Consider the following 25,451-nt stretch of genomic DNA (forward strand, 5'->3'; position numbering starts at 1 on the left):
CTTTTTTGTGCTTACATGTAATTACAGAAAATTATGATTAATTTGAATGAGGCATTATTTTAATGCGATGCTAGTGACATGAAATTAATAAAAAAAACCTTATATACTGTATGTATACTAACTAACGGAGGACTCTCTATGACTGTCAAAACCATACAAATATTGGCCACTAGTGATATTCACGGTTATATTATGCCTACTACCTTTCGTGATGCACGGAATGAGGCACTTGGATTAGCTAAACTAGCATCCATTATTCAAGAGAAACGACATAAAGGACCGACACTTTTACTTGATAATGGAGATTTTATTCAGGGAAGTCCCATGACCTTTTATCATCAAAAATTTCAAGCGCATATGCCTAACCCATTTATTCAGGCTGCAAATGCTCTTCAATACGATGCCATGGTTTTTGGTAATCATGAATTTAATTATGGGCTACCTGCCTTACAATCCATCATCAACCAATCACAATTTCCATGGCTGGGTGCAAATGTTTTAACGGAAGATGGCAGACCTTTGACGAAGCCTTATATCATTAAAGAAATAGATGGTGTCCGTATAGGGGTTTTAGGAGTGACAACTCATTTTGTGACACATTGGGAGGAGCCACAGCATATTTCTGGGCTTCACTTTGAAGACGCCTTTACAAGTGCTAGCTATTGGGCAAAATGGATGCGAGCAAATGAACAAATAGATGTTCTTATCCTTAGCTATCATGGAGGATTTGAGCGGAACCTAGAGACAGGAGAATTACTAGAGGATGAAAATGGAGAAAATCAAGGGTACCGTATGTGCACAGAAATTGAAGAAGTAGATATTATTATTTCTGGACATCAGCATCGTGAAATTTCTTCCAACATCAACGGAAAATCAATTGTTCAGCCCGGTACTAAGGGTATTTGCTTAGCCAGTATCGAACTAGCCATTACACTGGATAATGAACAGAGAATTCATTCCATAGCTCATACACCATCACTACTGTATGTACAGGAAGACACTATATGTGAAACAACTGTTTATAATATTATCTCGCCTACTTTTCAAAAAACAGATGCATGGCTAGATGAGACAATTGGGACTATCCAAGGAAATATGCTTGTGGAGGATGCCTTTCTTGCACGTATTCAAGAGCATCCCTATATTGAATTTATTAATCGTATTCAAATGGAAGCATCAGGAGCTGCTATTTCTTGTACAGCGCTCTTTCATGATGAGCATGGTGGCTTAAAGCAAGCAGTAACAATGCGGGATATTGTGACGAATTATATTTATGCAAATACCTTAAAGGTGCTGCGACTATCTGGGCTGGATATCTTGCTAGCCCTTGAACAATCAGCGACCTATTTTACAGTTGAGGCAAATGAGCTAAAAGTAGCTAAATCATTTCAATATCCAAAGGCACAACCGTATAATTACGATATGTGGGAGGGCATTGAGTATATCATAGATATTTCAAAGCCTATTGGCGAGCGGGTCACTATGCTAACCATTCAGGGTGAGCCTATAAAGATGGAGGAAGAATTTGAAGTGGTAATGAGTAGCTATCGTGCTACGGGAGCAGGTAATTTTGATTTTTTAAGAAATCGGCCTGTTGTGAAGGAGATTCAAATAGATATGACAGAGCTGATTGCTGATTATCTTCTAAAGCATCCTATTATCCAAGCGACATGTAATCATAATTGGCAGGTAACCTTCTAACTTATCTTTATAAAATAATTCGCCATATTCCTTGTGAGGATTGAAGTCTCACTGGAATATGGCGATTTTTTATTTTATCTAATTAAGAATTTTGTCGTATTTGATGAATGCTTTTTCCTTCTGTAAATGCATGTATGGATGTTATTTTTCCTACTGATTTAAAGTTTGCCCTGTCGTAGACCTTTGCCACCTGCGCATTTATTGGCATAATCCAAAGATTTTCTAACCCTAGCTGGATTGACTGCTGCTGAATATGCTGAAGGATATAGCCAATCAGCCCTTGCCCTCGATGGCTTTCGAGTGTTGCTACACTTTCAATTCTTCCTTGATTTCCTGAGATAAAAAGATTGGCAGTACAGCATGCTTTCCCATCTAGCTTTAATAAATAATACGTAAAGTATGGAGAGCGATATGTTTGCTCAAAAGCCTTCTTTATTAATGAAGGATCCCCAAATGTTGCAATACTCATTTCAACTGCCATTGCTTCATCTACATTTGTATCTGTTACTCGTTCGATGGCTATAGCTGGATTATGTGGTAGTAATGCAGATTCACCGTTCCAACATTGTATATCATCTATAAAGCTTTCATATTGAAAGCCGTGCATTTCTAAAGTTTTTATACAGGCCTGATTTTCCTCCAGATTGTATAGGTACAATCTTGGGATAAGTGCTTTAGATTGATAGAATTTCTTTATTTTGCTCAATACCACATCAGGTTTATTTATTTTACGCCAAATGTGTGCATGATTTGCATCAAAATATGTTGGATTATCCTCATTGTAAAATAATACTCCTTCTTCACATGTCTCCATCTTACTAAAACTCTTAAGATAATGAAGATCAAGTTCTATAATGTGTTCTAAACTATGCATGCTCTGTTCCTCCCTCGACCCATCTTTCAAATAAAGCCTCTAACTGATGCTCAAGCTTTTGACGCTGCTCCTTAGCCAGTGTCGGCTCCTTTAATTTTAATTCAAGCTTTTCTATTTGCTGCTCAATAGGTTGCTCTTGCTTAGCACTAATAGGCTTTTCTGTTATCTCTTTTATTACAGGTTCATCTACTAGCTCAGCATGTTTATTCCTTGCCCACTCATAATCACCCTCAAATACTTGAATGACTTCATGCTTAATCCATGCTACTTTTGTAAAAATCTTTTGTAGGAAATAGCGGTCATGAGACACACCTATAATCGTTCCCTCAAAGGATTCCAATGTATCCTCCAATACCTCTCTGGCCTCAATATCTAAATGGTTGGTCGGTTCATCCAGTATCAATAGGTTGATATCCTCATGCATTAACTGAGCTAGGCGTAAGCGCATCTTTTCCCCACCGCTTAAATCCTTCACTTTCTTGAAGACATCATAGCCATAAAATAAAAATTGAGCAAGTATATGTCGTGCCTCAGCCTCTGATACTGAGACACTCTCTCGAAAGGCATCAATTAAACGAATCGATGGATGCTCATGCTCAAACTGTTGCGAAAGGTAGCCAATTTTCACACTGTTACCAACACGACAGCTTCCTCCATTTGGTACGACCTCACCTAGTATCATTTTTAATAATGTGGATTTACCACTGCCATTACCGCCAACAATCGCCAGTCGTTCTCCGAAGTAAACAGACAAATCGCATTCCTTTAATAGCGGCTTATCAAATGCATGGCTAATTGCCTTCATTTGCACAACCTCTTTACCACTACGCTCAGCCATTGTTAGAGCTAAATTCATTTTCTTTTTCGTTAACGGCTTCTTGACCCGCTCAATTCGAGCCAATGCCTTTTCCATGCTTTTAGCACGTCGATGCATGGAAGCGTTCGGTGGATTCGCTTCATTTGCCCATTGCTTTAAACGCTTGATAGTTTCCTGCATTTTTTTTATTTTCTTCTGCTGCTCCTCAAATTCAGCAAATTGCTGTTCAACCTTCGCTTCCTTTTGTTTAACAAATGCACTGTAATTGCCAATATACGTAAGTGCCTCTCCATCTTCAATTTCTATAATCTTTTGAGCCATTTGATTCATAAAATGGCGATCATGGGATACAACAATCACTATCCCCGCGAAGTTCCGTACATAATTTTCTAGCCATTCAATTGCTTGCATGTCTAGATGATTGGTTGGTTCATCTAATAGCAAAATAGAGGGATTACTTAAAAGGATTTGCCCTAGCATAACCTTTGTTTTCTCTCCTCCGCTTAAGCTAGTAAAAGGCTGCTCAAGTAATGGTGTAATACCTAAACCATTAGCAATCATCGCCAATTGCGCATCAATCTCGTAGCCACCCTGCAGCATAAATTGTTCTTGCACATGACCATATTGCTCAAGTATCTTATCTGATACAGCTACCTGCATTTCCTGCTCTAGCTTTGTCATCTTTGCCTTCAATGCATAAATTTCAGCAAATGCCTCCTCCAGCACTTGCTTTACAGATAACATAGGATAATGCGGAATTTGATGAAGATAGCCAATAGTCGCTTCCTTACTTTTTATAATCCGTCCCTTATCTGGTGTATCCAAACCAGATAATAACTGTAATAAGGTCGTTTTCCCGCTTCCGTTCACGCCAACAATGGCAACATGCTCTCCTGTATTCACTTCTAATTGAAGTCCTTCAAATAAAATATTCCCACCAATAATTTTTTGTATTTGTTCAGCTTTAATTTGCATCGTTTTTTCCTCCAATGAAACGTGCGAAAACATCTATAGACACAAAAAAAAGACTGCTCCATTAACAAGCAGTCTTTTCCTCATTAATTTGTGAAAAAGAATGGTTAATCCGCTACGTTTGTTATTATTTGATTTTGCTTAAAAATGGACAGACCTCTCCCGTTGTTCGCAAAATCGAAAGTAATACCACGTGCAAAATACATAGCTGTATCCACTTTTACACATGTTTTCGTAGCGTTTTGTTTCATTCCTTTTCACCTCCGTTCATAATAGTTAAATTTATAATACCATATTTCAAGGACTTTAGAAAAGAAAAAATTTCAGTTGTCACTTTTTTGTAAATATACAAATGTTCCATCTAGCTATATACTAAAAAATAGAAATGTTTTCCTAAATTATTTCAATATTTAGTAATTTGGCAGTAAGCTTTTTTTCAGCAGTAGCTTACTGTCTATTTTATGTGGCTAAAATGTGGAGGGGCATTTATGAAAAAGCTAAGTATGCAAAACAAAATGAGCTTGTTGATTGTTGCAATCATTACCTTTGTTCTGATTGCGATTAGTCTAGTAAATACAAGCGAAATGAAAACAGCTTTACAAGATGAATATAATATCCGTCTTAATCAGATTTTAGATTTAAGTGTACATAATCTCCATCAAACCTTACCAGGAGATTGGCAGCTAAAAAACGGAGAGCTTTACAAGGGCAATGCAAAGGTAGCGGATGAGACTGACATCATCGATAAATTAGGAGAATTATCTCAAGCAGCAATTACAGTTTTCGCGAATGATACACGTATTAATACAAATATAGTTGTAGATGGACAGCGAGCAATTGGAACAACTGCAGATCCAAAAGTAGTGGAGGCTGTGTTGTCTCAGGGAAAAATATATACAGGCACAGCAGAGGTTGTGGGTGAACCCTATTTTACAAAGTATGAACCCCTTCATAATGCAGATGGAGAAATAATTGGCATGATTTTTGCAGGTGTGCCTTCTTCTGATATCGATGCAGCGGCCCAAAAAATGCTCTTTAAAATGGGTGTTCTTGCAGTTATTACTGCGATAATTGCAGTAATTGCAGGTATCTTATTTGTACGAGGGATTGTTAAACCATTAAAGCACTTAAATGCTCAACTAGAAACCATTTCGGCTGGAAAGGGCGATTTAACACAACAGATTATTGTTAAGTCTAAGGATGAAATCGGTGAGCTGGCAAATTCATTCAATGCGATGCTTGCAACATTACGTAAGATGATGCAACGAGTGGATGAAACAGCTAATCAGGTGTCTGCATCATCTGCTGAGCTTTCTGCAACTGCTGGCTCTACGACAGACACAACAGAGAATTTAACAGCCAATATGCAGGAATTAGCAAGCGGTGCCAGTACGCAAAAGCATAGTGCCAATGAAAATGCTGAGGCCATGCAGGATATTGCAGGAGGCATTCAATTAGTAACAGAAACAAATAGCGAGGTTTCTTCCTATGCTTCTGATGCTTTTGATACAGCTAAGCATGGAGAACAGACAGCACAGGAGATGCAAATGCAAATGCAGGCTATGGCAGTAGCTGTGCAAGAAAGTGCCAATTCGATTGCGGCACTTGATACACATGCTAATAAAATTGACGAAATTGTTGAAGTGATTCATGCCATTGCAGATCAAACGAATTTACTGGCGTTAAATGCCTCTATTGAAGCAGCGCGTGCTGGAGAACACGGAAAAGGCTTCGCAGTGGTAGCCGAAGAGGTTCGTAAATTAGCAGAGCAATCAAAAACATCTGCAGCAGAAATAACCCAGACGATTCATACAATGCAGCAGCTAGCGAAGGAAGCACGTGAGCATATGCAAGAGAGTGAACAAGAAGCTGCTTCAAGTGCCAAAGTGGTGCAAACAACAAGCGTTGCATTTGAAGAGATTACAGCTAAGGTTTCTCTCGTAACCAATAAAATTCAAGAGGTTTCGGGGATTGCTGAAGAGCTCTACGCGCGTATAGAACAGGCCAATGCTTCTACACATATTATGGCTGAGATTGCCGTTGAAGCACGTGAGCAGTCGAAGGTCGTTACACAAATTGCTGAAACAAATCTTGAATCCATGGAGGATATCAATATAGCTGCCTCACAGCTTACAAAAAATGCGGAGACACTGCAAGATTTAATTCATCAATTTAAATATTAATGACATAAAAGATTGTTCATTTGGTAAATGCCAATGGACAATCTTTTTTATGGAGCTGATTTGCCGTGATAATACTACTGGTAAAAACATTTGCAATTGGCTGTAAGTATGATTAACACAGTTCATTTACCTGTTGCCATCTCGCTTATCTAGTTCACCTACTACACCCTCACCTTTTTCACAAACATTTTAACAAACGGAACAAGGAAGATGGATACGACTAACACACGGAAAAGCTGAAAGGCTGTGACAATCGTGACATTTGCATGAACAGAAGCAGCGATTATGCCCATTTGATCAAGCCCACCTGGTACAATACTTAAAAAGCCTGTCCCAAAATCAAGATTGTACAAGCTCTGCATAACAAATGTTAAACCAAAGGCACCCCCAATAAAGATACCAGCTGATACAAATGCATAAAATACATGCTTCTTAGATAAATGTAGATCCTCTTTTTTTAGTAAAAGTCCAATATAAATACCAAGCATTAGCTGAGCAATATGTAGTAAGGATATCGGCATTTGCGGTACCTCTATCCCAGCTATATTGATTCCCATTAATAAAAATACGGGTCCTAGCATATAGCCTGTTGGGATTTTTATTTTTTGCGCAAGCCATCCCACAGCGCTACATAAAACAAGTACCCCAATAAGCCTCCATGTATATGTACCATCTATGGTGCTGCCGCCTCCGCCAGAACCTGCTACCATTAATGGCACAAAGCCAACGATTAGCAGAACCCTCAGTATTTGAAAGAATGTAATGATGACCATATCCATATCCCCTTGCTCCTCAGCAAAGGCCACTACCTGTGACATTCCCCCAGGTACACAGCAAGTTAATGCGGTTGCAAAATCTAAATCTGTACGCTTTGCCACAATATAACTTACAGCAAAAAACAAAGCGATAAACAAAAGATTGAGCACAATCATACTCCCTAAAAATTGTTTAATATCCTGGACAGCTTCTGGTGTAAAAGCAAACCCAATAGAATATCCCGCTACGATCAAACCAAAATTCCGAAAATATGGATGCCATTTCAATTGTACTTTTGTTGATAATTGAACAATAAGTACTGCCGCTATGGCTCCTAGTAACCATGGCATCGGAATATGGACAGCTTGAAAGACAAATGCACCTGCTAGCCCAATACATAGTGTAATAAACATGTGTCGATCAAATACAAACATAGAAGCAACCCCTCGTGACTGACTATATAAGTCCATTATGCAGTTAACTTCCCTACTTTTCTACTTCGCTGCTTTTGGCAAGATCCTATATTGTGAAAAATAAACCTGTCATCCTTAAATTTTGACCTCTTATCGAAGAAATTCTCCCACCCAATTTTTTCTATGCTACATTATTATTACCTGATTCAGTGTTAACCCAGTGATGGGGATAGGCAAAGGAGGCCTCTAATGAAGATTCATTTAACAATTAATAGCGCGCTAGAAGAAATTGAGGTTCATATACATGCGAAAGAATATAACGAACAAATTGAGCGACTGTTGAAGCAACTCCAAGCTTCACAAACAACGATGATAGATGGCTATATCCAGCAGGAAATTCATATGCTAAAGATTTCTGAAATTTTTTCAATTTATGCAGAGGATGCGAAGGTATTTTTGCAGACAGAAGAGCAGGAATTTGAATCAAAACGCAAATTATATGAACTAGAAGCGCAATTTGCAAAAGATTTTGCGCGTGTCAGCAAATCAACACTCGTCAATATTCATAAAATCGCCTCTATTCAAATGGGGAAACTGGGAACGACGGAACTAATACTTGAGAATGATGTTACCGTACATGTCAGCCGAAAATATTTAAAAGAGTTGAAACGCCATCTAGGTATCGGGAGGGATTCATAATATGAAAACATTACGCATGATGATTATTGGTCTACTTATTTCACTGAGTTCTTCCTACGTCCTAGTGACCTTAAGTATGATGTCTAATAATGGAGTAATAGTAGGATCAGAATTACTTGAGCAAGTAATAATCGCTGCCATTCTAGGTGTTGTCATAGGCTTATTGTCCTTAATATATGATATCGAGCGATTACCCTTTTTAATACAACTGTCCTTACACATAATCGCTGTAACTTTGTGTGTAATCATCGCAGGTTATTTTGGCCACTGGTTCGATCATTCTAGTCTTGTATATATACTGATAGCCGAAATCGTTATTTACATTATCGTATGGGGTATTACCTACGTGCTTCAATTAAACGATATTAATGAAATCAATCATGAAATACAAAAAAGAAAGGAATAATCTATTATGGGATTTGCTATACAAGTTGAAAACCTTCGTAAGCAATATGGTGAACATCAGGCTGTTAAAGGGATTACATTTACCGTAGAAGAAGGCACCCTCTTCGCTTTTTTGGGGGCAAATGGTGCAGGTAAATCAACAACCATTGAAATACTTTGTACCTTATTACAAAAATCAAGTGGAACTGTGAAAATTAATGGCCATACCCTTGATGCAAGCAATCACAATGCTGAAATACGGAAATCAATTGGCGTGGTCTTTCAGCAAAGCCTGCTTGATGAGCGATTAACAGTTCGTGAAAATATACTACATCGCGGCAAAACATACGGTTTATCCAGCGCACAGCTTGATGAAAACTATCAATTTGTTTCTACCTATTTGCATTTAGAGGATATAGAAAAATGTAAATATGGAACATTGTCAGGTGGTCAAAAAAGACGTGCTGATATTGCACGCGCGCTCATTCATCGTCCAAAAATATTGTTTTTAGATGAGCCAACAACCGGCTTAGATCCACAAACACGTCAATTCGTTTGGCAGGCTATTAAACAGCTACAAATTGAAACAAACATGACTGTGTTTTTAACAACGCATTATATGGAGGAAGCGGCTGTTGCACATCATGTTATCGTATTAAAGCAAGGAGAAATTGTCGCTGAGGGGACACCAGACGCGTTGAAAACTAAATATGCCTATGATTCAATGTCACTTGTCTTTCATAATAGTGCTGAAGGGAGTAAATGGCTCAAGGACAATGCCATTTCCTACACAGAAAAGCTCGGTATATACTCAATTCGAGTTGATTCAACGCTTCATGCTTTGGATTTATTAAAAAAAGCAGAGCCATTTATCGCCTCCTTTGAAGTAATAAAAGGCACAATGGATGATGTCTTTCTTCATATTATGGCTGAGGGAGGTGCTGCGTAATGGAAGCATTTATTAGCCTAGTACAACGAAATAGTAAGGTTTTTCGAAGAGATAAAACCCAAGTCTTCTATTCACTACTTTCTGTTATTATAGTAATCGTGCTGTATGCCGTATTTCTGCAAAAAATGCAGGTGGACGCTATTGAGCAAATGACAAAGGCTACTCCTGAATTAATCACAATGGTGAATGAATGGCTTGTAGCGGGACTGCTATCCATGATTGCTGTAACTACAACACTCGCTGCCTATGGGATTGCCGTCAAAGATTTGGAATCTAAAGCACAGGCTGATTTTTTAACCGCACCTATTTCAAGAGCAACAATACAATTTAGCTATGTTTTCAATGCCTTTATTATCGGCTGTATCTTTTCCTTTATTGCCCTCGTTGGTTGTGAAATCTTTATTGTTTCCACTGGCGGTGAGCTTCTCAGCATTGGGGATTTCGTTCATGTAGTGGGCCTATTATTTTTATCTGTATTACTTGCCAGTGTTTTTAATCTTTTTCTAGTATTATTTGCGACCACGCAAAACTCCTTTTCAACATTAAGTACCCTTGTGGGAACTGCGCTTGGCTTCTTATGCGGGGTTTATGTCCCTATTGGTGCATTACCAAGCTTTGCACAAAATTTGATAATGTATTTCCCTATCAGTCATACAACTTTACTATTACGCAATGCATTTATGGAAAGCTCCATTACCAAAGTTTTCGAAGGTGTACCTGCTTCACAGGTAGAAGATTATAAAGAAATGTATGGCATTGTCTATGACCTTCATGGAAGTATTCTTAGTGCATCCACAAGTGTCATCATTATTCTAGCTACCATTCTTGTACTAGCTATCTTATCTATCATTCTTTACAAAAAGAAAAATAAATAGATTTTGACACATCGTTTATTAAGCGATGTGTTTTTTATTGATTTAAAACAAACATTTTGTTATTTTAAATATAAATAAGTAAACGAAATTTATTTCTGTTTATTTAAAGGAGGTTTTTCAATGGATGTTAATGAGTTGTTTTGGCAAGCATCGGTGGATGACATTAAAAAGGGCTTCATAGATGAAACAGCATATTTTACTTGCTTGCTTTGTGGTGAGCGAATTGAAAAAGGAATTATCTATCCCCATGAAGGCGTACTGTATGAGGCAGAAAAATTTATGCAGCATCATATTACTTCTGCACACCATTCAGTTTTTCATTATTTAAATGGATTAAATAAAAAAATAACGGGGTTAACAGATCATCAAAGCCATATCTTGCGCTTATTTTATGAGGGACATACAGATCAAGAAATAAAAGAAATGCTTGATATTGGCAGTGCAACAACGATTCGTCATCATCGCTTTACCCTTAAGGAAAAAGAGCGGCAAGCAAAAACATTTCTTGCCATGATGGAACTGTTAAAAGAAAAGAATCAAAAGGAAGATCATTTTATTCCAATCCATAAGACCGCAACGATGGTGGATGATCGCTATAATATTACGCTATCTGAGGAACAAGAGTTACTTGAAAAGTATTTTCCAAAGGGAATTGGTAAAGAGCTTACCCTTTTTCCAAAGCGGGAGAAGCATAAAATTGTCATACTGCGAGCAATTACAAAGCTTTTCGATAAGACAAAGCAGTATACAGAAAAGGAATTAAATGAGGTAATTCAGCCAATGTATGAGGATTATGTACAAATCCGCCGTTATTTAATTGAGTATGGTTTTATGGACCGTACAGATGATGGCAGTGCCTATTGGATAAAGTGAAACTGAATCAGAGGGAGTTCCTTGATGATTAGTCATTACCTATCTGGTGGTTATCTGCTGGCAGGATAAAAAATAAGAAAGAAGGATTTTCAATGGACCATAAAAAAGAATTAAAGGAAATGTATAAAGAAATGAAAATTGAAGCAGGTGTTTTTACAATGACCAATACACAAAATGGAAAAGTGTTTGTAGGTAGCTTCAATAATTTAAAACGCCTAAACGGATTTCAATTTTCGCTTAAAACTAATTCGTATACGAATAAAAAGCTACAAGCGGATTTCAATACTTTCGGTCAAGATACCTTTGACCTTGAAATCGTTGAATACTTAAAGAAAAAAGAAGAGGGCTATTTTGATCCCAAAAGAGAACTAGAAAAACTAGAGCAAAAGTGGCTCGACATGCTAAAGCCTTTTGGTGACAGTGGCTATAATGCTTAAATCAAATCCTTCTTGTGTCTGATCCGAGCCGTGTCAATCGGCTCGGGGTTACTTTTAACTTATTTGAGCTTTTTTCTGCTTATACATTAGCGTTCCTTTGGATTGCCTGAGCAGTGCTTTGGCTTACCCGAGCGTTTTTTGCCTTGGACCTGAGCGGTGCTTTAGCTTACCCGAGCGTTTTTCTCTTGCACCTGAGCATTTTTTCGACCTACCCGAGCTTTTTCCCCTTACACCTGAGCATTTCTTCGATCTACCCGAGCATTTTTCTCTTGAACCTGAGCGTTTCTTCAAACTACCTGAGCGTTTTTCTCTTATACCAGCGGTGCTTTGGCTAAAAAAAGCTGCCCTTTTCCTCAATATATCTTAGAAAAAGGGCAGTTTTTTAACCTTCTATCAACATTGAGTCAAGCATGTCACATTGTCTCTTCAAGTAATAGAACTTCCTGCTGTGCTTTTTTTGTTAGCTTTCCGAAAATTAGCTCATAGGAATGGTCAATGAGCTTTTCCACTAACTCAAAGGGTACATCATCTGCATCCATGTAAATGGAGTTCCAATGCGTTTTATTCATATAATAGCCAGGTATGATACTTTCGTAAGACTCCCTTAATTCTTCTGCTCGTTGTGGTTCACATTTCAAGGTAAGGACTGGCTTTCCGGTAGCATTTCCACCTATCATTGCATACATTTTTCCACCAATTTGGTAGCGGTCAGCCTCCCACTCCAGTTTATAATCATGTATTGTTCCTCGAAGCATTAAGCAATATCCATGAATTGATTCTTTGTTCATTATTAAACTCTCCCTTTCTGTCCCATAATAAAAACACACGTTCGATTATATTTATTATAACCGATAACGTGTGTACAAGAAATATCCATTTCAATTTATATTTACTTTGAGCCCCTATCAAAAACACCGATTACCTCTGTCGTTTGCAAAATATTAACAAAGGCTTTTGCATCCGTTTCCTTAATCATACTTTTAACCTCGGCAAGCTGATAACGCGTAATTACCGTAATTAAAACCTTACGCCCTTCTCCTGAGTAAGCACCCTTCGCATCCATTATCGTCACACCTCGATGAAGCTTTAATAATAGCTGCTGTTTCACTTCCTCACCCTTACCTGTAATAATCATCAGCGTCAATTTAATATGACTTGTATGAATTGTATCGACTACCTTGCCAGTAGCATAAATCGAAACAAGTGTAAGTAAAGCAGCATCCCAGCTAAAAACAAAGCCTGAGATCGCTACCACTATTCCATTCATTCCAGAAATTAATGCTCCTAATGGGAAATCGCGTTTTCGGCTTAACAACATAGCTATAATATCAAAACCACCAGAGGAGCCAGATGCACGGAAAATCATACCTGCACCGATTCCGACAATAACGCCACCAAATAAGGAGGCAAGGATTGGTTCTTGTGTAGCCTTATAAATAGGAATAATATACAAGCTAATTGACAAGACAGCCACTGATAATATCGTATATCCGATAAACCGCTTACCAAGCTTCATAACCCCTGTAATAAGTAGGGGCAAATTCAATAGTAAATTTAAAACCCCTGTATTTAGGGGTGTGACAATACCTAGCATGATAGCAATCCCACTTAATCCACCGCTTAAAATTTCATGGGGAATTAACAAAAAATTATAGGCAAAGGCCACTAAAATCGATGAAAGTGTAATGACGATAATATTACGCATAACGATTCCCCTATCATAAGAACGAACAAGTTTTCAAATATCTCTTCTATTAGGATACCCAACTTATACATCCAAGAAACCTAGCATATTAATGCAGATTTTATTGCTTCTGTTGTTCTTTTTTCTGCTCTTCTTTAACAGGAACTTCCTTTTTTTGTCCTTCTTTCTCCGCTACCTTATCAATTCGATCCAACATCGGAGGATGTGTATAACGGAACCACTTTACAAGAAGCTGTGGATTTACCTCACTTAAACCAGATATCGTTAGTTTTTGGAATGCAGTAACTGCCGACTCTCGATCACCCGTAAGTGAAATAGCATATTGATCTGCTCTTGTTTCCTGATACCTTGAAACATAATTTGTCAGAGGGTTAGAAGCAAACAGCAGCATAGAGGTAATAAGTAAAAATAACGGATAAGATGCTATATCACCTATTTTATTTATTTTTAATACCTGTCCATATCTTCTAATCACCCAACGCATACATCTGGCTGTTAGCCACAATCCTCCTAGAGTTAACAACAGGTACCCTGCGATTCCAAAATAAATATGTTTTTCAACATAATGTCCCATTTCATGTGCCATGATGAATAATATTTCATTGTCAGTGAGTCTATTTAAGGTTGTATCCCATAATACAATTCTCGAATTGCTTCCAATGCCAGTGACATAAGCATTTAAGGCATTTGTTTTCTCTGCCATATTCACTTCGTAAACATGCTCTGCTGGAATATTCGCTTGGGTAGCAATAGATAGAATTTTTGCTTCTAGTTCCTTATTTTTTAATGGATAAAAATCATTATATAAAGGATCAATGACAACAGGTTGGATAAACATCACAAATATTGAAAATGGAATCGTTAAAAGCCATGTATACAGCCACCATCTTTTTTCACTCTTTTTAATAAGCCAATATATGACTGATACCACAATGAGGCTCGTGCCGAAATTTACCCAAAAATCAATAATTCCATCTCGCATCCATGACGAGAATGCTTGTGTACTTATACCGTAGCTTTTGCTTAAATAGAAACGATAATAGTCTAGCGGGAATAGCACAAGATACAATAGCAATGATAATAAAAATAAATAGCCTGCATTTCGTAATAACTTCCACTTCGTTTGTGCTGTCGCCACTTTTTCAAAATAACGTGAAATACCCATTAGTAAAATAAAAGCATACACTAACCATTCTAATGGAGTGGCAACAAAGAAAAGGAAGTTCCTTATTTTTGAATATTCTCCGCTTAGAAACAGTTCTTTTTCAGACATAAACATAACTGGATCTGCAACTGTTCCCTGCAATGCTCGTGGTACGGTACCACCACCGCTATGGAATATATACCAATACATACACAGCAAATAAACACCGAATAATAGTAGCGCGACAATTCCCATTTTTTTCGCTATGTCATTTCCTCCCTTGTGTTAAAGCTAAGAGTTCGTCCTATAGTAAGTGTAAGCGAAATTAAAAAAGTTAGAACAAATTTTTATCTGTTTTTATTTACCTTCTATTTTCTTTTACATGAAGTGTAACTTAATCAGTGGATGCTTTCTTTATCTCCCGCTGATTTGCTTTCGCTAAATTTTAAGATTGATGAGGTTCATCTTTCCCTATATTATTTCAACCTATCGCCCCTGTTGACGAAAAAGGGCTAGCCAACAAGCACTTTCACCTGATGGCTACCCCATTTATATAAATCTTTATGTTCTAGTCGTATTCAACTCGTCAGGAAAAAAGTTTATTAACTCTAAACTAAAGGAGGCTGTATTTACTCTTCATTTTTAAGTAATTTCAGAAAGGTGGTTTCTCTATTCGTAAATGAACTATGGAAATAAATGGTCGTTTGAGCATGTATTTTTTTAGAAAGCGTTAAAATATCATGATAATTAGGATGTGTTTTATAAAAAAATTCCTTATATTGCGTTTTTGGGAATATCATTTCATAGTTGTTTTTATGCCAATAGCCCGTAAAAATAACGATAGCTTTCGGTATTTTTTGTAGCAGCTCCAATAGTCTCGACTTATCACGATCTGGCACAAAATAAACATCCCCAAGACTAGCACTCTTTGGCAGACATTGTTGCTTAACAGATGGGATATTTGTATTCAATAAATTTTCAGTTGCCTTATCATACTGTTCAAATAACGATACAAAATCCTGATCGATGTGCAGGGTTTTATGTGTATGCTGATGAAGATAGGCTGCAATATCGACAGTTTTTCCTGAAAATGAAGATGGAAAAATAAATGATTGTTCTGGATGAGCGCTTATATATTCCATTATTTGCTGCAATGTTTGAATATTATTGGATTGTTTTTCAACATGACCACTGTCGATAAATGCTACATCATAAATCGTCCCGTCCTCTACTGGCAGCGTAGCCTTCAATAAATAAGAATCCACGACATAATCGCCAGTGTAAAAGAGCATTTTCTCTAAAAACCGAATTTTATACCAAACACTTCCGATGAGATGACCGCTATACCCCCACTGATAAGCCACATCCTTATTAACGATTATCCATTCTCCATTGGATTCTGGGTGAAAAATACTTATATTTGGAAATGCCAATTTTAGTTGCTGTGCAGTCATATCACTCATAATAATCGGTCCTTTATATCCCCACTTTTCCAGTAACGGAATAGCACCTACATGATCAATATGAGAATGTGAAATAAATACTGCCTCAAGCTTTGCTACGTGAGTCTCTGTTAAGTTAGGCAAGGTCTTTTGTGGATTGTTCATTACGCCACAATCAAGTAAAATAGCACGCCCCTCTTTTTCAATAAAAAAACAATTACGTCCATATTCACTGACTCCGCCTAAAATCTCGATATTAAGCATTCTCATATCCTCCTCGCTTTTGCAGCCACTCGAGTAGAAACATGAAAATAACGGTCATGATCACTGTAATGACTGCAACAGCCATTCCTACACCAACATTCCCTTGCTCAAACTGGCTGTAAATAAATGTTGCCCCAGTCTCCACTGATGGAGGCAAAATTAATAATCCAGCAACAAGCTCACGCATGGAAATAATAAATGTCATCATCATACCAGCAAGAATTCCTTGCATTAATAATGGAATTATTATTTGTCGATAAACATCCCATTTGCTTCGTCCAAAAATAGCTGCTGATTGGAAGATTGACAAATCTATTTGAGATAATGAGGATTTTGTGTATTGCACAGAATATGGTAAGAATAGAACACAATACGTGACAACAACCATTGTCTTTGTGTTATATATGGTTGCTGGTAACCATGGCGCATTCCAGAACATGATTAACCCAACTACAAAGACAATTCCAGGTACAATAGTGGGCATTAAACTAAAAAAATCTAATACTTGCTGTTTTTTCGTTTCACCCTTTTTAATATATAGAGCAACACACAATCCAATAATAGCTGTCACAATGGCTGTTATAATAGAAAACATCACACTATTTAAAAATGCCGATAATCCTGCGCTTCCCCCTGTAAACACCTCTTGATAGGATGCAAAGCTAAAATTCCCTGCCTGCAAACCATCTCCTCTTACTTTTTGCAAAGATGTCACGACAATGGAAAAGTAAGGAATGCCAATTGACAATATAAGAACAATTCCTACAAACATCCAAGAGCATAATTTTATATACCATTTATCCTTAACCACACGCATTGCTGGTGTTTTGCCAGATAGAACGCCATATGTATGCTTACGTCCGATAAGATTTTGAATATACCAAATGACAAGACAAACCGATAGTAAAAATAAAGACAGGGATGTAGCCATGCTAATGTCTACTGGCCATCTTGATAGGTAAGTGTGAATTTCCGTTGTAAATACTTGAAATCCAATTCGATTTCCAAAAGTGGCAGGTGTTCCAAATTCCGCAAGTGTTTTTATAAAAATAAGCAAGCTTCCTAGAACATAGCTAGATACTACTAAAGGCAAAACGATTTTAGTCCAATTCCTCCATGAGCTTCGTCCAAAAATGAGTGCTGCATCTAAAAAGGAGCCATTGATACGAAGGAGCGTATTTTTCAACATTAAATATAAAAAGGGAAAGAGATGTAAGCTCATAATCATCACCATACCAAATAATGAAAAGAAGGTATCCGTCAACCAGGCTGAGCTTGGAAATAGCTGTTGGAGAAAGCCATTATGTTGCATAAATAAGATCCATCCCATTGAACCAATATACGGAGGAATCATAAATGGAATGGTTAAAATAATATCGAGCCAATCATAGCGATATAAGCTTGTTTTCGTTCTGATAAATGCCATAGGAAATGCAATAATGGTTGTTCCAACTATTACAAGTACCCCTAATAATATAGAGTTTCCAAGTGTCCGCCACACTCTTTCTGCTTCTAGCATTCGATTGATTTGTGAGATGTCGAATTGCCCATCCTTAATAAAGGTGTAACCTAATATAGCTATTAATGGGGCGATAGCAAATATGACAACAATTGTCATTAAAAACCCAAAAGTGCGTCTACCTTCCATCATCATTGGTGCTTCAATCCTTCCATCTAAAAACTTGGAGGAGGTCGCAAAACCTCCTCCTATTTCTTAACGAAACATATCATTAAATTTCGTTAATATCTCAAGCTGTTGCGTTTCTGCACCTTTCCAATTCACAGTTAGCTGTGGAATTTCAGCTAATGCAGCACGATTTTTCACAGGTATTTCTTTGTTGCCGGGTAGTAAATAAGCATCTGTTACAAGCTTTTGCCCTCATCAGATAGTAAAAAATCTACGTATGCTTTTGCAGCCTCAACATGCTTTGCATCCTTTAAAATACCAACTGCTCTTGGGCTAACAACTGTTCCACTTTTCGGATACATAATTTCCACTGGCTCCCCATCTGCTTTTGCTTTATAGGCCATATAATCTACGCCTGCAATCGTAGCATTTTTATCACCTGTTATGACTGCATCTAATGCTTCCTTATTCGCACCGTTCACTTGTAAGCCATTGTTCTTCCACAGCTCCATCGTTTTCCAAGCTGCTTTTTCCGCTAGTGCATAGCCATATAGAAAATCCACAGCAGAGCCTGACAAGCTTGGATCGGGTATATTGATTTTATTTTGCCACTGTTCCTTTGCTAAATCTGACCAATCTGTCGGTACCTCTTGTGTATTTTTTGTGTTATAGGCTATACCTAGCGCTGAAGCACTGTATCCATAGTAATAGCCCTCAGCATCTGACCAATCAGCATTGATTTTTTCTGCCTGTTCAGCATCTTTATAGCTTTGTAGCTGTTCTGTTTCCTTTAAGCCATCCATAGATGCGACAGATGCCAGTACAACAACGTCAGCTACAGGATTATTTTTTTCTGCCTCTAATCGCGACAAAATTTTACCAGTTGTTCCTTGAAACATCTCCACTTTTATACCTGTTTTTTCTTCAAATGCTTGTTGAATATTTGCTGCTAATCCATCTGGACCTGCTGAATATACTGTTAATATTTGCTCTTCTTTTGGCTGTGCACTTACTTTCTCTTTTTTCTCTACTTCTTTGTTACCACATCCAGCTAATGCCAATGTCAATAGAATTCCAGCAGTCGCAAATAGCGTTAAACCTCTTTTTTTCAATGTGAACCCTCCAATTGATATATTTGCTTTTTGTCAATAAATACTTCAAGTTTTATACCATGCTCTATGGGCTGAGCCTCATAAAAGCTCCATTGCTTGCCTTCTACCTCAGCCTGTACTAAATACCGATCTCCAACAAAGGTACTTTTTATAATTGTTGCAAATTTTGCAATTGTACCTGGGCGACGTATTCTGGATACTCCCTCAGGTCTCACAATATAGTTACCTTTATCAAACCAATTTACTTTACCAATAAAATCGGCCACATATGGCGTTGCTGGCGCATGATATATTTCCTCAGGTGTCCCTATTTGTGCGATTCTGCCTGCCTCCATCACAATAATTTGATCAGACATTGTCATCGCTTCTGTTTGGTCATGAGTGACAAAAATCGCCTGACAATCCAGCTCATCAATAATTTGCAGAATTTCAGCCTGCATCTGCTCTCTAAGTACCGCATCAAGAGCTGATAAGGGCTCATCAAACAAAATAAGCTTGGGATTTGTCGCAAGTGCCCTCGCAAGTGCTACCCGTTGCTGTTGTCCACCTGAAAGCTCTCCAGGTTTACGTTTCTCATATCCCCCCATTTTCACTAAGTTCATAACATGCTGCACTCGTGTAAGAATATCTTCCTTTGGAACAATTCCCTTCAATCCAAACGCAATATTTTGAAAAATAGTCATATGAGGCCATAGCGCAAAATCTTGAAAAACCATTGCAATACTACGTTTATTTGGTTTGATATTTTGATGGAGCTTAGATGAATATATAATCGATTCATCAAATCGAATTTCTCCATTTGTTGGTTGTTCAAGTCCAGCTAATATTTTTAATAATGTAGTCTTCCCGCAGCCTGATTGCCCTAGAATCGTAATAAATTTACTTTCTAATTCCAAATTAATAGGCCATAGCACCTGAACATGTCCAAATTTTTTCTCGATATTTGTTAGTGAGATTTTCATCATATCCTCCTCGCTAATACAACTATAAATCCCAGATATTTAGAAAATATTAATCTTCTATTAATAACTCGTTAAAAAAAATCTAATAAACTTAAGCAAATAAAAGATTTTTTCTAATTTACTTTAGGAGGATAAAATGAATAATGTAAAATTACAGGCATTTTGCCTACTCGTAGAATTAAAAAAATTAGCCCCAGTTGCCAAAGAGCTTGGCATTACTGCACCAACAGTTTCCTTTCATATTCGCTCTATTGAGGAGGAATACGGAATTCATTTATTTCGTACAAATGCAGGGGGATATCGTTTAACAGAAGCTGGCGAGGGGCTCTATCACTATGCTCGCCAAATTATCCAGCTCCACAAGGATATGAACCGCTTTGTCGATAATCTTTTGGCAGGTCATATCGGCTCCATTCGTCTTGGTGCCAGCGGGCTACCTGCCCATATTTTTATGCCAGAACTTATTCATCAGATTTCTACAGCTTATCCAGAAATTCGAATATCGCTTGAAGTAAAAACAGCTCCAGACATTGAAAAAATGATCGCTCTTCAAGAGTTAGATTTTGGGCTGATAATGGAAACAAAGCAGGAAAACTCGTCACTTGTTTATGAAACAATTGGAGAAGATTCACTTGTATTAGCATTAAGTCCTTGTCACGAGCTTGCAGCAAAAAAGGACATCACCAAATCGGATGTCCTCAAGAATAAAATATTGTTGCATACTTCCTCTAGCTCAACGAATCACTTTATCGAAAAGTGGATGGACCCAATCCATCCATCCATTTACACAATCGAGCTGGATTCTGTTAGCACTATTAAGAAAATGCTTACTTTTGGACAGACAATTGCATTTCTGTCAGTTGCACTCATTGAGGATGAATTAAAATCTGGTCTATTAATGAAGCGAGATTTAGAAGATGAAGCATTAACTCGAAAAATTCAATTAATTTATCCTAAATCCCGCTTAGATAGCAAAATAGATTCATTTGTCAAATCGTCCATTTACGATTTAGCCAAACAGTTAAAAATTTAGCGTGCTTTGACATAATTCCACAGTAAGCAATAATAACATGGAATGGGAGCTTTTAATCCCAATTGAGAGGGAGGGTTGCATTTGCTGATTGAGTTCCTAACTAAAGAAACAATACAGCTCGCAAAATTTGTAAACACTTGGCAAGAAGCTATTCGTCTGGCTGCAGATCCACTTCTACGGTACAACAAAATTGAGGCACGTTATATTGAAGCAATGATTCATTCTATTGAAGAATATGGACCATATATCGTCATTACACCAAAAGTCGCCATACCACATGCACGACCAATAGATGGTGTGAAGGAGACTGCAATAAGTCTTTTAACCCTGCAAGAGCCAGTGTGGTTTGACACGGAAAAGCCCGTTTTCATAATTTTCGTCTTAGCTGCTATGGACAGTGCATCACATTTGCAGGCATTAGTCGATTTAACACAGATTATAGAAAACCCAGAGCAAATTGACAGCATTATCGCCTGTCAACAAAGAGACGCTATTATGGAAAAAATCCAACACTTTTTGGAAAGGAAGCAATCTTCATGAAAATATTAGTGGTGTGTGGGAATGGATTAGGTAGTAGCTTTATGCTGGAATTGACGATAAAAAAGGCATTAATGGAACTTGGTAAGATTGCGGAGGTAACTCATACAGATTTAGCATCTGCTAAGGCTGAGCAAGCAGATATTTATATTGGTGCAGAAGATATTGTTAGCCAGTTAGCTAGCAAGAACGGTCGCATCGTAAGTGTGGTTAATATGATGAGTGTTGCTGAGATTACATTAAAGCTTGAACCGCTGCTATAAGCTTTTTGATGACTTTCAAATAATTGGATAGGATGAGGTGTTAACATGTTAGATGTTATTATGAATGACATTTTAGGAACACCAGCTATATTAGTCGGCCTATTCGCATTTATTGGTTTATTAATTCAAAAAAAGTCAGCTTCAACGGTTCTGTCTGGTACGTTAAAAACAGTGATGGGCTTTGTCATTCTGGGTGCGGGTGCTACCGTGTTAATTGGCTCGTTAACTCATTTTAGTAAAATGTTTGATCACGCCTTTACCGTACAAGGGGTAATTCCAAATAATGAAGCCATTGTCGCAGCCGCTCAAACTTCCTTCGGCACATCTACAGCAATGATTATGGTTTTCGGTATGATTATGAACATTGTGTTTGCGCGATTTACACCCTTAAAATATATTTTTTTAACTGGTCATCATACATTGTTTATGGCATGCTTAATCGCGGCATCACTATCAGTTGGTGGTATGAGTGGTACACCTCTTATACTCGTTGGCTCCATATTACTGGGAATATGTATGGTCGTGTTTCCAGCTATTTTGCAGCCTACTGTTCGTCAAATTACAGGCAGTGATGATTTTGCTGTCGGTCACTTTGGCAGTGTTGGTTATTACGTCTCTGCTAAAATCGGCAAGCTTTTTGGAAACAAGGCAAAATCAACAGAGACTATACGTGTTCCTAAGTCTTTAGGATTTTTAAGAGATACCTCTGTAGCTATTTCTTTAACTATGAGTGTATTTTTTATAATTGTTGCTCTTTTTGCAGGACCCTCTTATATTGAAGCACAATTATCTGGCGGCTCTAACTTTATCGTCTTTGCCATTATCCAAGCTATTACCTTTGCCGCTGGTGTTTATATTATTTTAGCTGGTGTACGGATGCTAATTGCTGAGATTATTCCTGCCTTTAAAGGCATTGCAGATAAACTTGTGCCTAATACAAAGCCTGCTTTAGACTGCCCTACGATTTTCCCATTTGCGCCAAATGCAGTTATCATCGGTTTCCTATTTAGTTTTTTAGCTGGGCTAGTATCTATGTTTATCCTGCCATTAATAGGGCTAAAGGTAATTGTCCCTGGGCTTGTACCACATTTCTTCACTGGTGCTGCTGCAGGTGTGTTCGGTAATGCGACTGGTGGGAGAGTTGGCTCTATGGTTGGTGCATTTACCAATGGATTAATTATTAGCTTTATCCCTGCGATTCTACTCATATTTATGGGTGATATTGGTTATGAAGGAACAACTTTTGGTGATTCTGATTTCGGCATTGTAGGGATCATTATTATTAATGTCTTAAAATTATTTGGTGCGGTTTAGAAGGTAAAGCAAACACTATTGAAGAAAATCCCGAATTCCTTAGATGATGGATTCGGGATTTCTATAAAGTTAAATCACCATCCCTAAAGACCATGGAGCTAAAATCTATTTAAGGAAACGGTATTACAATCCACCCTAAAATAAAAATACATGCTGTAAAAATAGTGATAAATAGTAAAATACTTAATCCAAAAAATCCTAGTGATCGACTTTTTTTAGAGCATATGGCAATGATACTGAAAGGCGCTGCCAAATAAACTGTCCATATATAGAAAAGATTAGCCGTCATATCCATATTCGTTAATATCGTTATATTAAGCAATAAAAGTGGACATAAGCCACAAATAATGCCAATCCAGCCCGCTGCTATAAAGCCCTTTTCATAGCGTTTTAACGAGACCAATTCCATAATTTCACCTCACCCATCTTCATTGTTCTTGCAATATTCATTTTTTTTAATGCCAGAATATCGTTTTTTGGACCAGTAACGACAACGCCATAGGTCTTTACACCATTTTTCTCAAGATAAGCAATGCGTTCTGGCAATGCTAAATTTTTTGCGCTTGAAACCGCTGTTGCGAGTTCTTCATGTTGCTCCATTGACTTTAAGATATTGAAAAATACCTCCTCATTTGACGTTGCATCTTGAAACGGAGACCACTTGGTGTTATCACGTTGTACTGGATAACCAATTGGTGAAACAACATGACCGTCTTTGCTTAGGTTTGTTTTTTCGACTCCTGTATCAATAGCTGCCCACACAACATCGACATTTGGCATAGCTTTCACTGCTTCCTGAACGGTCATTAAATCAAAAAATGAAATATAGGCCTCTACAACCGTTTCATCTGGCAATCCCTCAAGTACCTTCCATTCGCGCGCGGAATTTAACAGTAATTTAACGTTTTCTGGATGTAGTATCCATTGATTTGTTTCAGTTGGATGTTTTGGCGCCACTCGTTCTAAAAAAGTCGTCACTTCTTTTTTAGATAGACCTCCTAGAAAGAAACGTAAATCATAGGTATTAGCCTTATAGTCTTCCTCCCCAATACGCTTATACTGATCAAAGGTAAGCTTCATTGATAGAGGCGTGAAGGACATATCAAATTCTAATTCCTCAAGTGATGTATTAGGTTCTGTAACATACAGTGTTTCACTTGCTACATCCATTAATGTCGTCGAACTGGTTCCAAACGCATAATATATAAAGGTTACCAGAAAGCTAGTCGGCACAATCAATAACATTGTCGTTATTGTTCCAAGAACCAATTTCCATTTTGATGTAAAAATTGTTCTTTTTATAGCTTTTTGATACTTGCTTTGATCCTGCGCATTTGCCATTTCTTTTTTGGAGCTAGCTATCAATTTTTCATAATCATCCATATTGTTGTCTCTCCTTTTCGATTAAAGCTCTCATATTTTTCCGTCCACGCAATAAATGACTTTTTAAGGTATTTAATTTTATATCTAAAACATTGGCAGCTTGCTCATAAGTACAGTCATGCACATCACACAGTATGATCGCCTGCTTTTCGTAAGGTGATAGCTGGTCGAGTAAAGTGATTAATGTATGAAAAGATTCCTCAGTTATAGCAATCGTTTCTGGTGTCTTAAATGTTGATCGTTCAAGATTATTTGTTAGATCAACACGATGTTCTTTTCGTATGTAATCGATGTAAGTATAGTAAGCTACTTTAAATAGCCACGGTTTAATGTCTTGGACTGTATGTGAAAGTAATGTAATATGTACTTTATAAAAGGTATCCTGCATTAAATCCTCTGCAACTACTGTATTTTTACATTGGGAATATAAATATCGATAAATATCTTTTATATAGCTTAAATAGAGCTGTTCAATGTCCATCTCTTCCCACCTTTCACTCTATCCTCGATATAGTACTAGAAAAAGTTGCACTTATTAAAAATTTTTTAGCTCTCCGCATAAAAAAGCTGTTCCATCAATGACAACAAATGAGGGAACAGCTATATGATGAATTATGCCTCAGCATAATTCATGTTGTTGAAATACTATTTTATTTCAATGACATCAAGGTGACAAATTAAAAAGTATAGCCCTTTTTCAAAACGAGGGGTTGATCTCCGTTCCGACTGAGT

General features: G+C 37.4%; 25 protein-coding genes and 1 pseudogene. 12 read left to right on the forward strand and 14 right to left on the reverse strand.

The features are described from left to right. Nucleotides 1–138 precede the first annotated feature (138 nt). Nucleotides 139–1,701, forward strand: coding sequence for a bifunctional metallophosphatase/5'-nucleotidase (locus tag AC3WOM_RS22795; protein WP_492448453.1), 1,563 nt, complete (start codon nt 139–141; stop codon nt 1,699–1,701). A gap of 82 nt (nt 1,702–1,783) precedes the next feature. On the opposite strand, the gene AC3WOM_RS22800 is transcribed toward AC3WOM_RS22795, so the two are convergent. From AC3WOM_RS22800 to AC3WOM_RS22810, 3 genes are all read right to left on the reverse strand, one after another. After that, nucleotides 1,784–2,575, reverse strand: coding sequence for a GNAT family N-acetyltransferase (locus AC3WOM_RS22800; protein ID WP_492448454.1), 792 nt, complete (start codon nt 2,573–2,575; stop codon nt 1,784–1,786). Next, on the reverse strand, nt 2,568–4,367 hold the full coding sequence (gene abc-f / locus AC3WOM_RS22805; protein WP_492448455.1) for a ribosomal protection-like ABC-F family protein: 1,800 nt from the start codon (nt 4,365–4,367) through the stop codon (nt 2,568–2,570). Before abc-f ends, AC3WOM_RS22800 begins: the two co-directional genes overlap by 8 nt. 104 nt (nt 4,368–4,471) lie before the next feature. After that, a complete protein-coding gene (locus tag AC3WOM_RS22810; RefSeq protein ID WP_492448456.1) occupies nt 4,472–4,615 on the reverse strand; it encodes an RAxF-45 family protein in 144 nt (47 codons plus the stop codon). Between the two features lie 237 nt (nt 4,616–4,852). Between AC3WOM_RS22810 and AC3WOM_RS22815 the strand changes: the two genes are divergently transcribed. Then, nucleotides 4,853–6,547, forward strand: a complete 1,695-nt coding sequence (locus AC3WOM_RS22815) for a methyl-accepting chemotaxis protein (RefSeq protein ID WP_492448457.1) — start codon at nt 4,853–4,855, stop codon at nt 6,545–6,547. Between the two features lie 161 nt (nt 6,548–6,708). Here AC3WOM_RS22815 and AC3WOM_RS22820 read toward each other — a convergent pair whose 3' ends face one another. Next, on the reverse strand, nt 6,709–7,737 hold the full coding sequence (locus AC3WOM_RS22820) for an AbrB family transcriptional regulator (RefSeq protein WP_492448458.1): 1,029 nt from the start codon (nt 7,735–7,737) through the stop codon (nt 6,709–6,711). 228 nt (nt 7,738–7,965) lie between these two features. On the opposite strand from AC3WOM_RS22820, the gene AC3WOM_RS22825 reads away from it, so the two are divergent. The 6 genes from AC3WOM_RS22825 to AC3WOM_RS22850 all read left to right on the forward strand — a co-directional run bounded on the left by AC3WOM_RS22825 (nt 7,966) and on the right by AC3WOM_RS22850 (nt 11,933). Next, on the forward strand, nt 7,966–8,415 hold the full coding sequence (locus tag AC3WOM_RS22825) for a LytTR family DNA-binding domain-containing protein (RefSeq protein ID WP_492448460.1): 450 nt from the start codon (nt 7,966–7,968) through the stop codon (nt 8,413–8,415). 1 nt (nt 8,416) lies between these two features. Then, on the forward strand, nt 8,417–8,821 hold the full coding sequence (locus AC3WOM_RS22830) for a DUF3021 domain-containing protein (protein WP_492448461.1): 405 nt from the start codon (nt 8,417–8,419) through the stop codon (nt 8,819–8,821). 6 nt (nt 8,822–8,827) lie between these two features. Beyond that, on the forward strand, nt 8,828–9,748 hold the full coding sequence (locus AC3WOM_RS22835) for an ABC transporter ATP-binding protein (protein ID WP_492448463.1): 921 nt from the start codon (nt 8,828–8,830) through the stop codon (nt 9,746–9,748). After that, complete coding sequence (locus tag AC3WOM_RS22840; RefSeq protein WP_427546109.1) at nt 9,748–10,623, forward strand: ABC transporter permease; 876 nt, start codon at nt 9,748–9,750, stop codon at nt 10,621–10,623. Before AC3WOM_RS22835 ends, AC3WOM_RS22840 begins: the two co-directional genes overlap by 1 nt. Nucleotides 10,624–10,743: 120 nt before the next feature. After that, nucleotides 10,744–11,496 carry a DUF2087 domain-containing protein gene (locus AC3WOM_RS22845; RefSeq protein WP_492448464.1) on the forward strand — a complete coding sequence of 251 codons (753 nt, stop codon included), beginning with the start codon at nt 10,744–10,746 and terminating at the stop codon, nt 11,494–11,496. Between the two features lie 92 nt (nt 11,497–11,588). Then, nucleotides 11,589–11,933, forward strand: a complete 345-nt coding sequence (locus tag AC3WOM_RS22850; RefSeq protein WP_492448465.1) for a GIY-YIG nuclease family protein — start codon at nt 11,589–11,591, stop codon at nt 11,931–11,933. A 413-nt stretch (nt 11,934–12,346) separates the two neighbouring features. Here AC3WOM_RS22850 and AC3WOM_RS22855 read toward each other — a convergent pair whose 3' ends face one another. The 7 genes and pseudogenes from AC3WOM_RS22855 to AC3WOM_RS22885 all read right to left on the reverse strand — a co-directional run bounded on the left by AC3WOM_RS22855 (nt 12,347) and on the right by AC3WOM_RS22885 (nt 20,192). After that, a complete protein-coding gene (locus AC3WOM_RS22855; protein ID WP_492448466.1) occupies nt 12,347–12,721 on the reverse strand; it encodes an MmcQ/YjbR family DNA-binding protein in 375 nt (124 codons plus the stop codon). 101 nt (nt 12,722–12,822) lie between these two features. Then, on the reverse strand, nt 12,823–13,638 hold the full coding sequence (locus tag AC3WOM_RS22860) for a YitT family protein (protein ID WP_492448468.1): 816 nt from the start codon (nt 13,636–13,638) through the stop codon (nt 12,823–12,825). A 100-nt stretch (nt 13,639–13,738) separates the two neighbouring features. Next, the gene (locus tag AC3WOM_RS22865; RefSeq protein WP_492448478.1) at nt 13,739–15,049 is read right to left on the reverse strand and encodes a M48 family metallopeptidase; all 1,311 of its coding nucleotides are present in this window, start codon (nt 15,047–15,049) and stop codon (nt 13,739–13,741) included. A 362-nt stretch (nt 15,050–15,411) separates the two neighbouring features. Then, nucleotides 15,412–16,488, reverse strand: coding sequence for an MBL fold metallo-hydrolase (locus AC3WOM_RS22870; RefSeq protein ID WP_492448470.1), 1,077 nt, complete (start codon nt 16,486–16,488; stop codon nt 15,412–15,414). Beyond that, complete coding sequence (locus AC3WOM_RS22875) at nt 16,481–18,142, reverse strand: ABC transporter permease (protein ID WP_492448471.1); 1,662 nt, start codon at nt 18,140–18,142, stop codon at nt 16,481–16,483. Before AC3WOM_RS22875 ends, AC3WOM_RS22870 begins: the two co-directional genes overlap by 8 nt. A 60-nt stretch (nt 18,143–18,202) precedes the next feature. Further along, a pseudogene (locus AC3WOM_RS22880) lies at nt 18,203–19,227 on the reverse strand (ABC transporter substrate-binding protein). Then, nucleotides 19,224–20,192, reverse strand: coding sequence for an ABC transporter ATP-binding protein (locus AC3WOM_RS22885; protein WP_492448472.1), 969 nt, complete (start codon nt 20,190–20,192; stop codon nt 19,224–19,226). Before AC3WOM_RS22885 ends, AC3WOM_RS22880 begins: the two are co-directional and overlap by 4 nt. Before the next feature lie 133 nt (nt 20,193–20,325). Here AC3WOM_RS22885 and AC3WOM_RS22890 point away from each other — a divergent pair, with 133 nt between their 5' ends. The 4 genes from AC3WOM_RS22890 (at nt 20,326) to ulaA (ending at nt 23,336) form a co-directional block, all read left to right on the forward strand. After that, nucleotides 20,326–21,222, forward strand: coding sequence for a LysR family transcriptional regulator (locus tag AC3WOM_RS22890; protein ID WP_427545836.1), 897 nt, complete (start codon nt 20,326–20,328; stop codon nt 21,220–21,222). A gap of 81 nt (nt 21,223–21,303) precedes the next feature. Continuing rightward, nucleotides 21,304–21,762: a PTS sugar transporter subunit IIA gene (locus AC3WOM_RS22895; RefSeq protein ID WP_427545834.1), complete on the forward strand. Its 459-nt coding sequence runs from the start codon at nt 21,304–21,306 to the stop codon at nt 21,760–21,762. Next, nucleotides 21,759–22,022 carry a PTS sugar transporter subunit IIB gene (locus tag AC3WOM_RS22900; protein ID WP_492448473.1) on the forward strand — a complete coding sequence of 88 codons (264 nt, stop codon included), beginning with the start codon at nt 21,759–21,761 and terminating at the stop codon, nt 22,020–22,022. The genes AC3WOM_RS22895 and AC3WOM_RS22900 overlap by 4 nt, the downstream gene beginning before the upstream one ends. A 45-nt stretch (nt 22,023–22,067) precedes the next feature. Next, the gene (ulaA, locus tag AC3WOM_RS22905) at nt 22,068–23,336 is read left to right on the forward strand and encodes a PTS ascorbate transporter subunit IIC (protein WP_427545830.1); all 1,269 of its coding nucleotides are present in this window, start codon (nt 22,068–22,070) and stop codon (nt 23,334–23,336) included. 109 nt (nt 23,337–23,445) lie between these two features. Here the strand turns inward: ulaA and AC3WOM_RS22910 are convergent, their stop codons facing one another. Genes AC3WOM_RS22910 through AC3WOM_RS22920 form a run of 3 tightly spaced genes read right to left on the reverse strand, consistent with a single transcriptional unit; the run spans nt 23,446 to nt 25,200 of the window. Next, nucleotides 23,446–23,745, reverse strand: a complete 300-nt coding sequence (locus tag AC3WOM_RS22910) for a hypothetical protein (protein ID WP_427545828.1) — start codon at nt 23,743–23,745, stop codon at nt 23,446–23,448. Beyond that, the gene (locus AC3WOM_RS22915) at nt 23,727–24,719 is read right to left on the reverse strand and encodes an anti-sigma factor (RefSeq protein WP_492448475.1); all 993 of its coding nucleotides are present in this window, start codon (nt 24,717–24,719) and stop codon (nt 23,727–23,729) included. Before AC3WOM_RS22915 ends, AC3WOM_RS22910 begins: the two co-directional genes overlap by 19 nt. Then, entirely contained in the window at nt 24,712–25,200 is a 489-nt protein-coding gene (locus AC3WOM_RS22920) for a sigma-70 family RNA polymerase sigma factor (RefSeq protein ID WP_492448476.1), read from the reverse strand. Before AC3WOM_RS22920 ends, AC3WOM_RS22915 begins: the two co-directional genes overlap by 8 nt. Nucleotides 25,201–25,451: the final 251 nt, after the last annotated feature.

The sequence above is a fragment of the Lysinibacillus sp. FW301-JW8 genome (assembly GCF_058788755.1).

Bases quoted from the DNA above. Each gene is read 5' to 3' on its own strand.
- AC3WOM_RS22820 (WP_492448458.1), bottom strand. From the start codon at position 7,737: ATGTTTGTATTTGATCGACACATGTTTATTACACTATGTATTGGGCTA.
- AC3WOM_RS22795 (WP_492448453.1), top strand. From the start codon at position 139: ATGACTGTCAAAACCATACAAATATTGGCCACTAGTGATATTCACGGT.
- AC3WOM_RS22825 (WP_492448460.1), top strand. From the start codon at position 7,966: ATGAAGATTCATTTAACAATTAATAGCGCGCTAGAAGAAATTGAGGTT.
- AC3WOM_RS22810 (WP_492448456.1), bottom strand. From the start codon at position 4,615: ATGAAACAAAACGCTACGAAAACATGTGTAAAAGTGGATACAGCTATG.
- AC3WOM_RS22840 (WP_427546109.1), top strand. From the start codon at position 9,748: ATGGAAGCATTTATTAGCCTAGTACAACGAAATAGTAAGGTTTTTCGA.
- AC3WOM_RS22850 (WP_492448465.1), top strand. From the start codon at position 11,589: ATGGACCATAAAAAAGAATTAAAGGAAATGTATAAAGAAATGAAAATT.
- AC3WOM_RS22830 (WP_492448461.1), top strand. From the start codon at position 8,417: ATGAAAACATTACGCATGATGATTATTGGTCTACTTATTTCACTGAGT.
- AC3WOM_RS22870 (WP_492448470.1), bottom strand. From the start codon at position 16,488: ATGCTTAATATCGAGATTTTAGGCGGAGTCAGTGAATATGGACGTAAT.
- AC3WOM_RS22835 (WP_492448463.1), top strand. From the start codon at position 8,828: ATGGGATTTGCTATACAAGTTGAAAACCTTCGTAAGCAATATGGTGAA.
- AC3WOM_RS22860 (WP_492448468.1), bottom strand. From the start codon at position 13,638: ATGCGTAATATTATCGTCATTACACTTTCATCGATTTTAGTGGCCTTT.
- AC3WOM_RS22845 (WP_492448464.1), top strand. From the start codon at position 10,744: ATGGATGTTAATGAGTTGTTTTGGCAAGCATCGGTGGATGACATTAAA.
- AC3WOM_RS22910 (WP_427545828.1), bottom strand. From the start codon at position 23,745: ATGGAATTGGTCTCGTTAAAACGCTATGAAAAGGGCTTTATAGCAGCG.
- AC3WOM_RS22815 (WP_492448457.1), top strand. From the start codon at position 4,853: ATGAAAAAGCTAAGTATGCAAAACAAAATGAGCTTGTTGATTGTTGCA.
- AC3WOM_RS22855 (WP_492448466.1), bottom strand. From the start codon at position 12,721: ATGAACAAAGAATCAATTCATGGATATTGCTTAATGCTTCGAGGAACA.
- AC3WOM_RS22875 (WP_492448471.1), bottom strand. From the start codon at position 18,142: ATGATGATGGAAGGTAGACGCACTTTTGGGTTTTTAATGACAATTGTT.
- abc-f (WP_492448455.1), bottom strand. From the start codon at position 4,367: ATGCAAATTAAAGCTGAACAAATACAAAAAATTATTGGTGGGAATATT.
- ulaA (WP_427545830.1), top strand. From the start codon at position 22,068: ATGTTAGATGTTATTATGAATGACATTTTAGGAACACCAGCTATATTA.
- AC3WOM_RS22890 (WP_427545836.1), top strand. From the start codon at position 20,326: ATGAATAATGTAAAATTACAGGCATTTTGCCTACTCGTAGAATTAAAA.
- AC3WOM_RS22915 (WP_492448475.1), bottom strand. From the start codon at position 24,719: ATGGATGATTATGAAAAATTGATAGCTAGCTCCAAAAAAGAAATGGCA.
- AC3WOM_RS22885 (WP_492448472.1), bottom strand. From the start codon at position 20,192: ATGATGAAAATCTCACTAACAAATATCGAGAAAAAATTTGGACATGTT.
- AC3WOM_RS22920 (WP_492448476.1), bottom strand. From the start codon at position 25,200: ATGGACATTGAACAGCTCTATTTAAGCTATATAAAAGATATTTATCGA.
- AC3WOM_RS22900 (WP_492448473.1), top strand. From the start codon at position 21,759: ATGAAAATATTAGTGGTGTGTGGGAATGGATTAGGTAGTAGCTTTATG.
- AC3WOM_RS22800 (WP_492448454.1), bottom strand. From the start codon at position 2,575: ATGCATAGTTTAGAACACATTATAGAACTTGATCTTCATTATCTTAAG.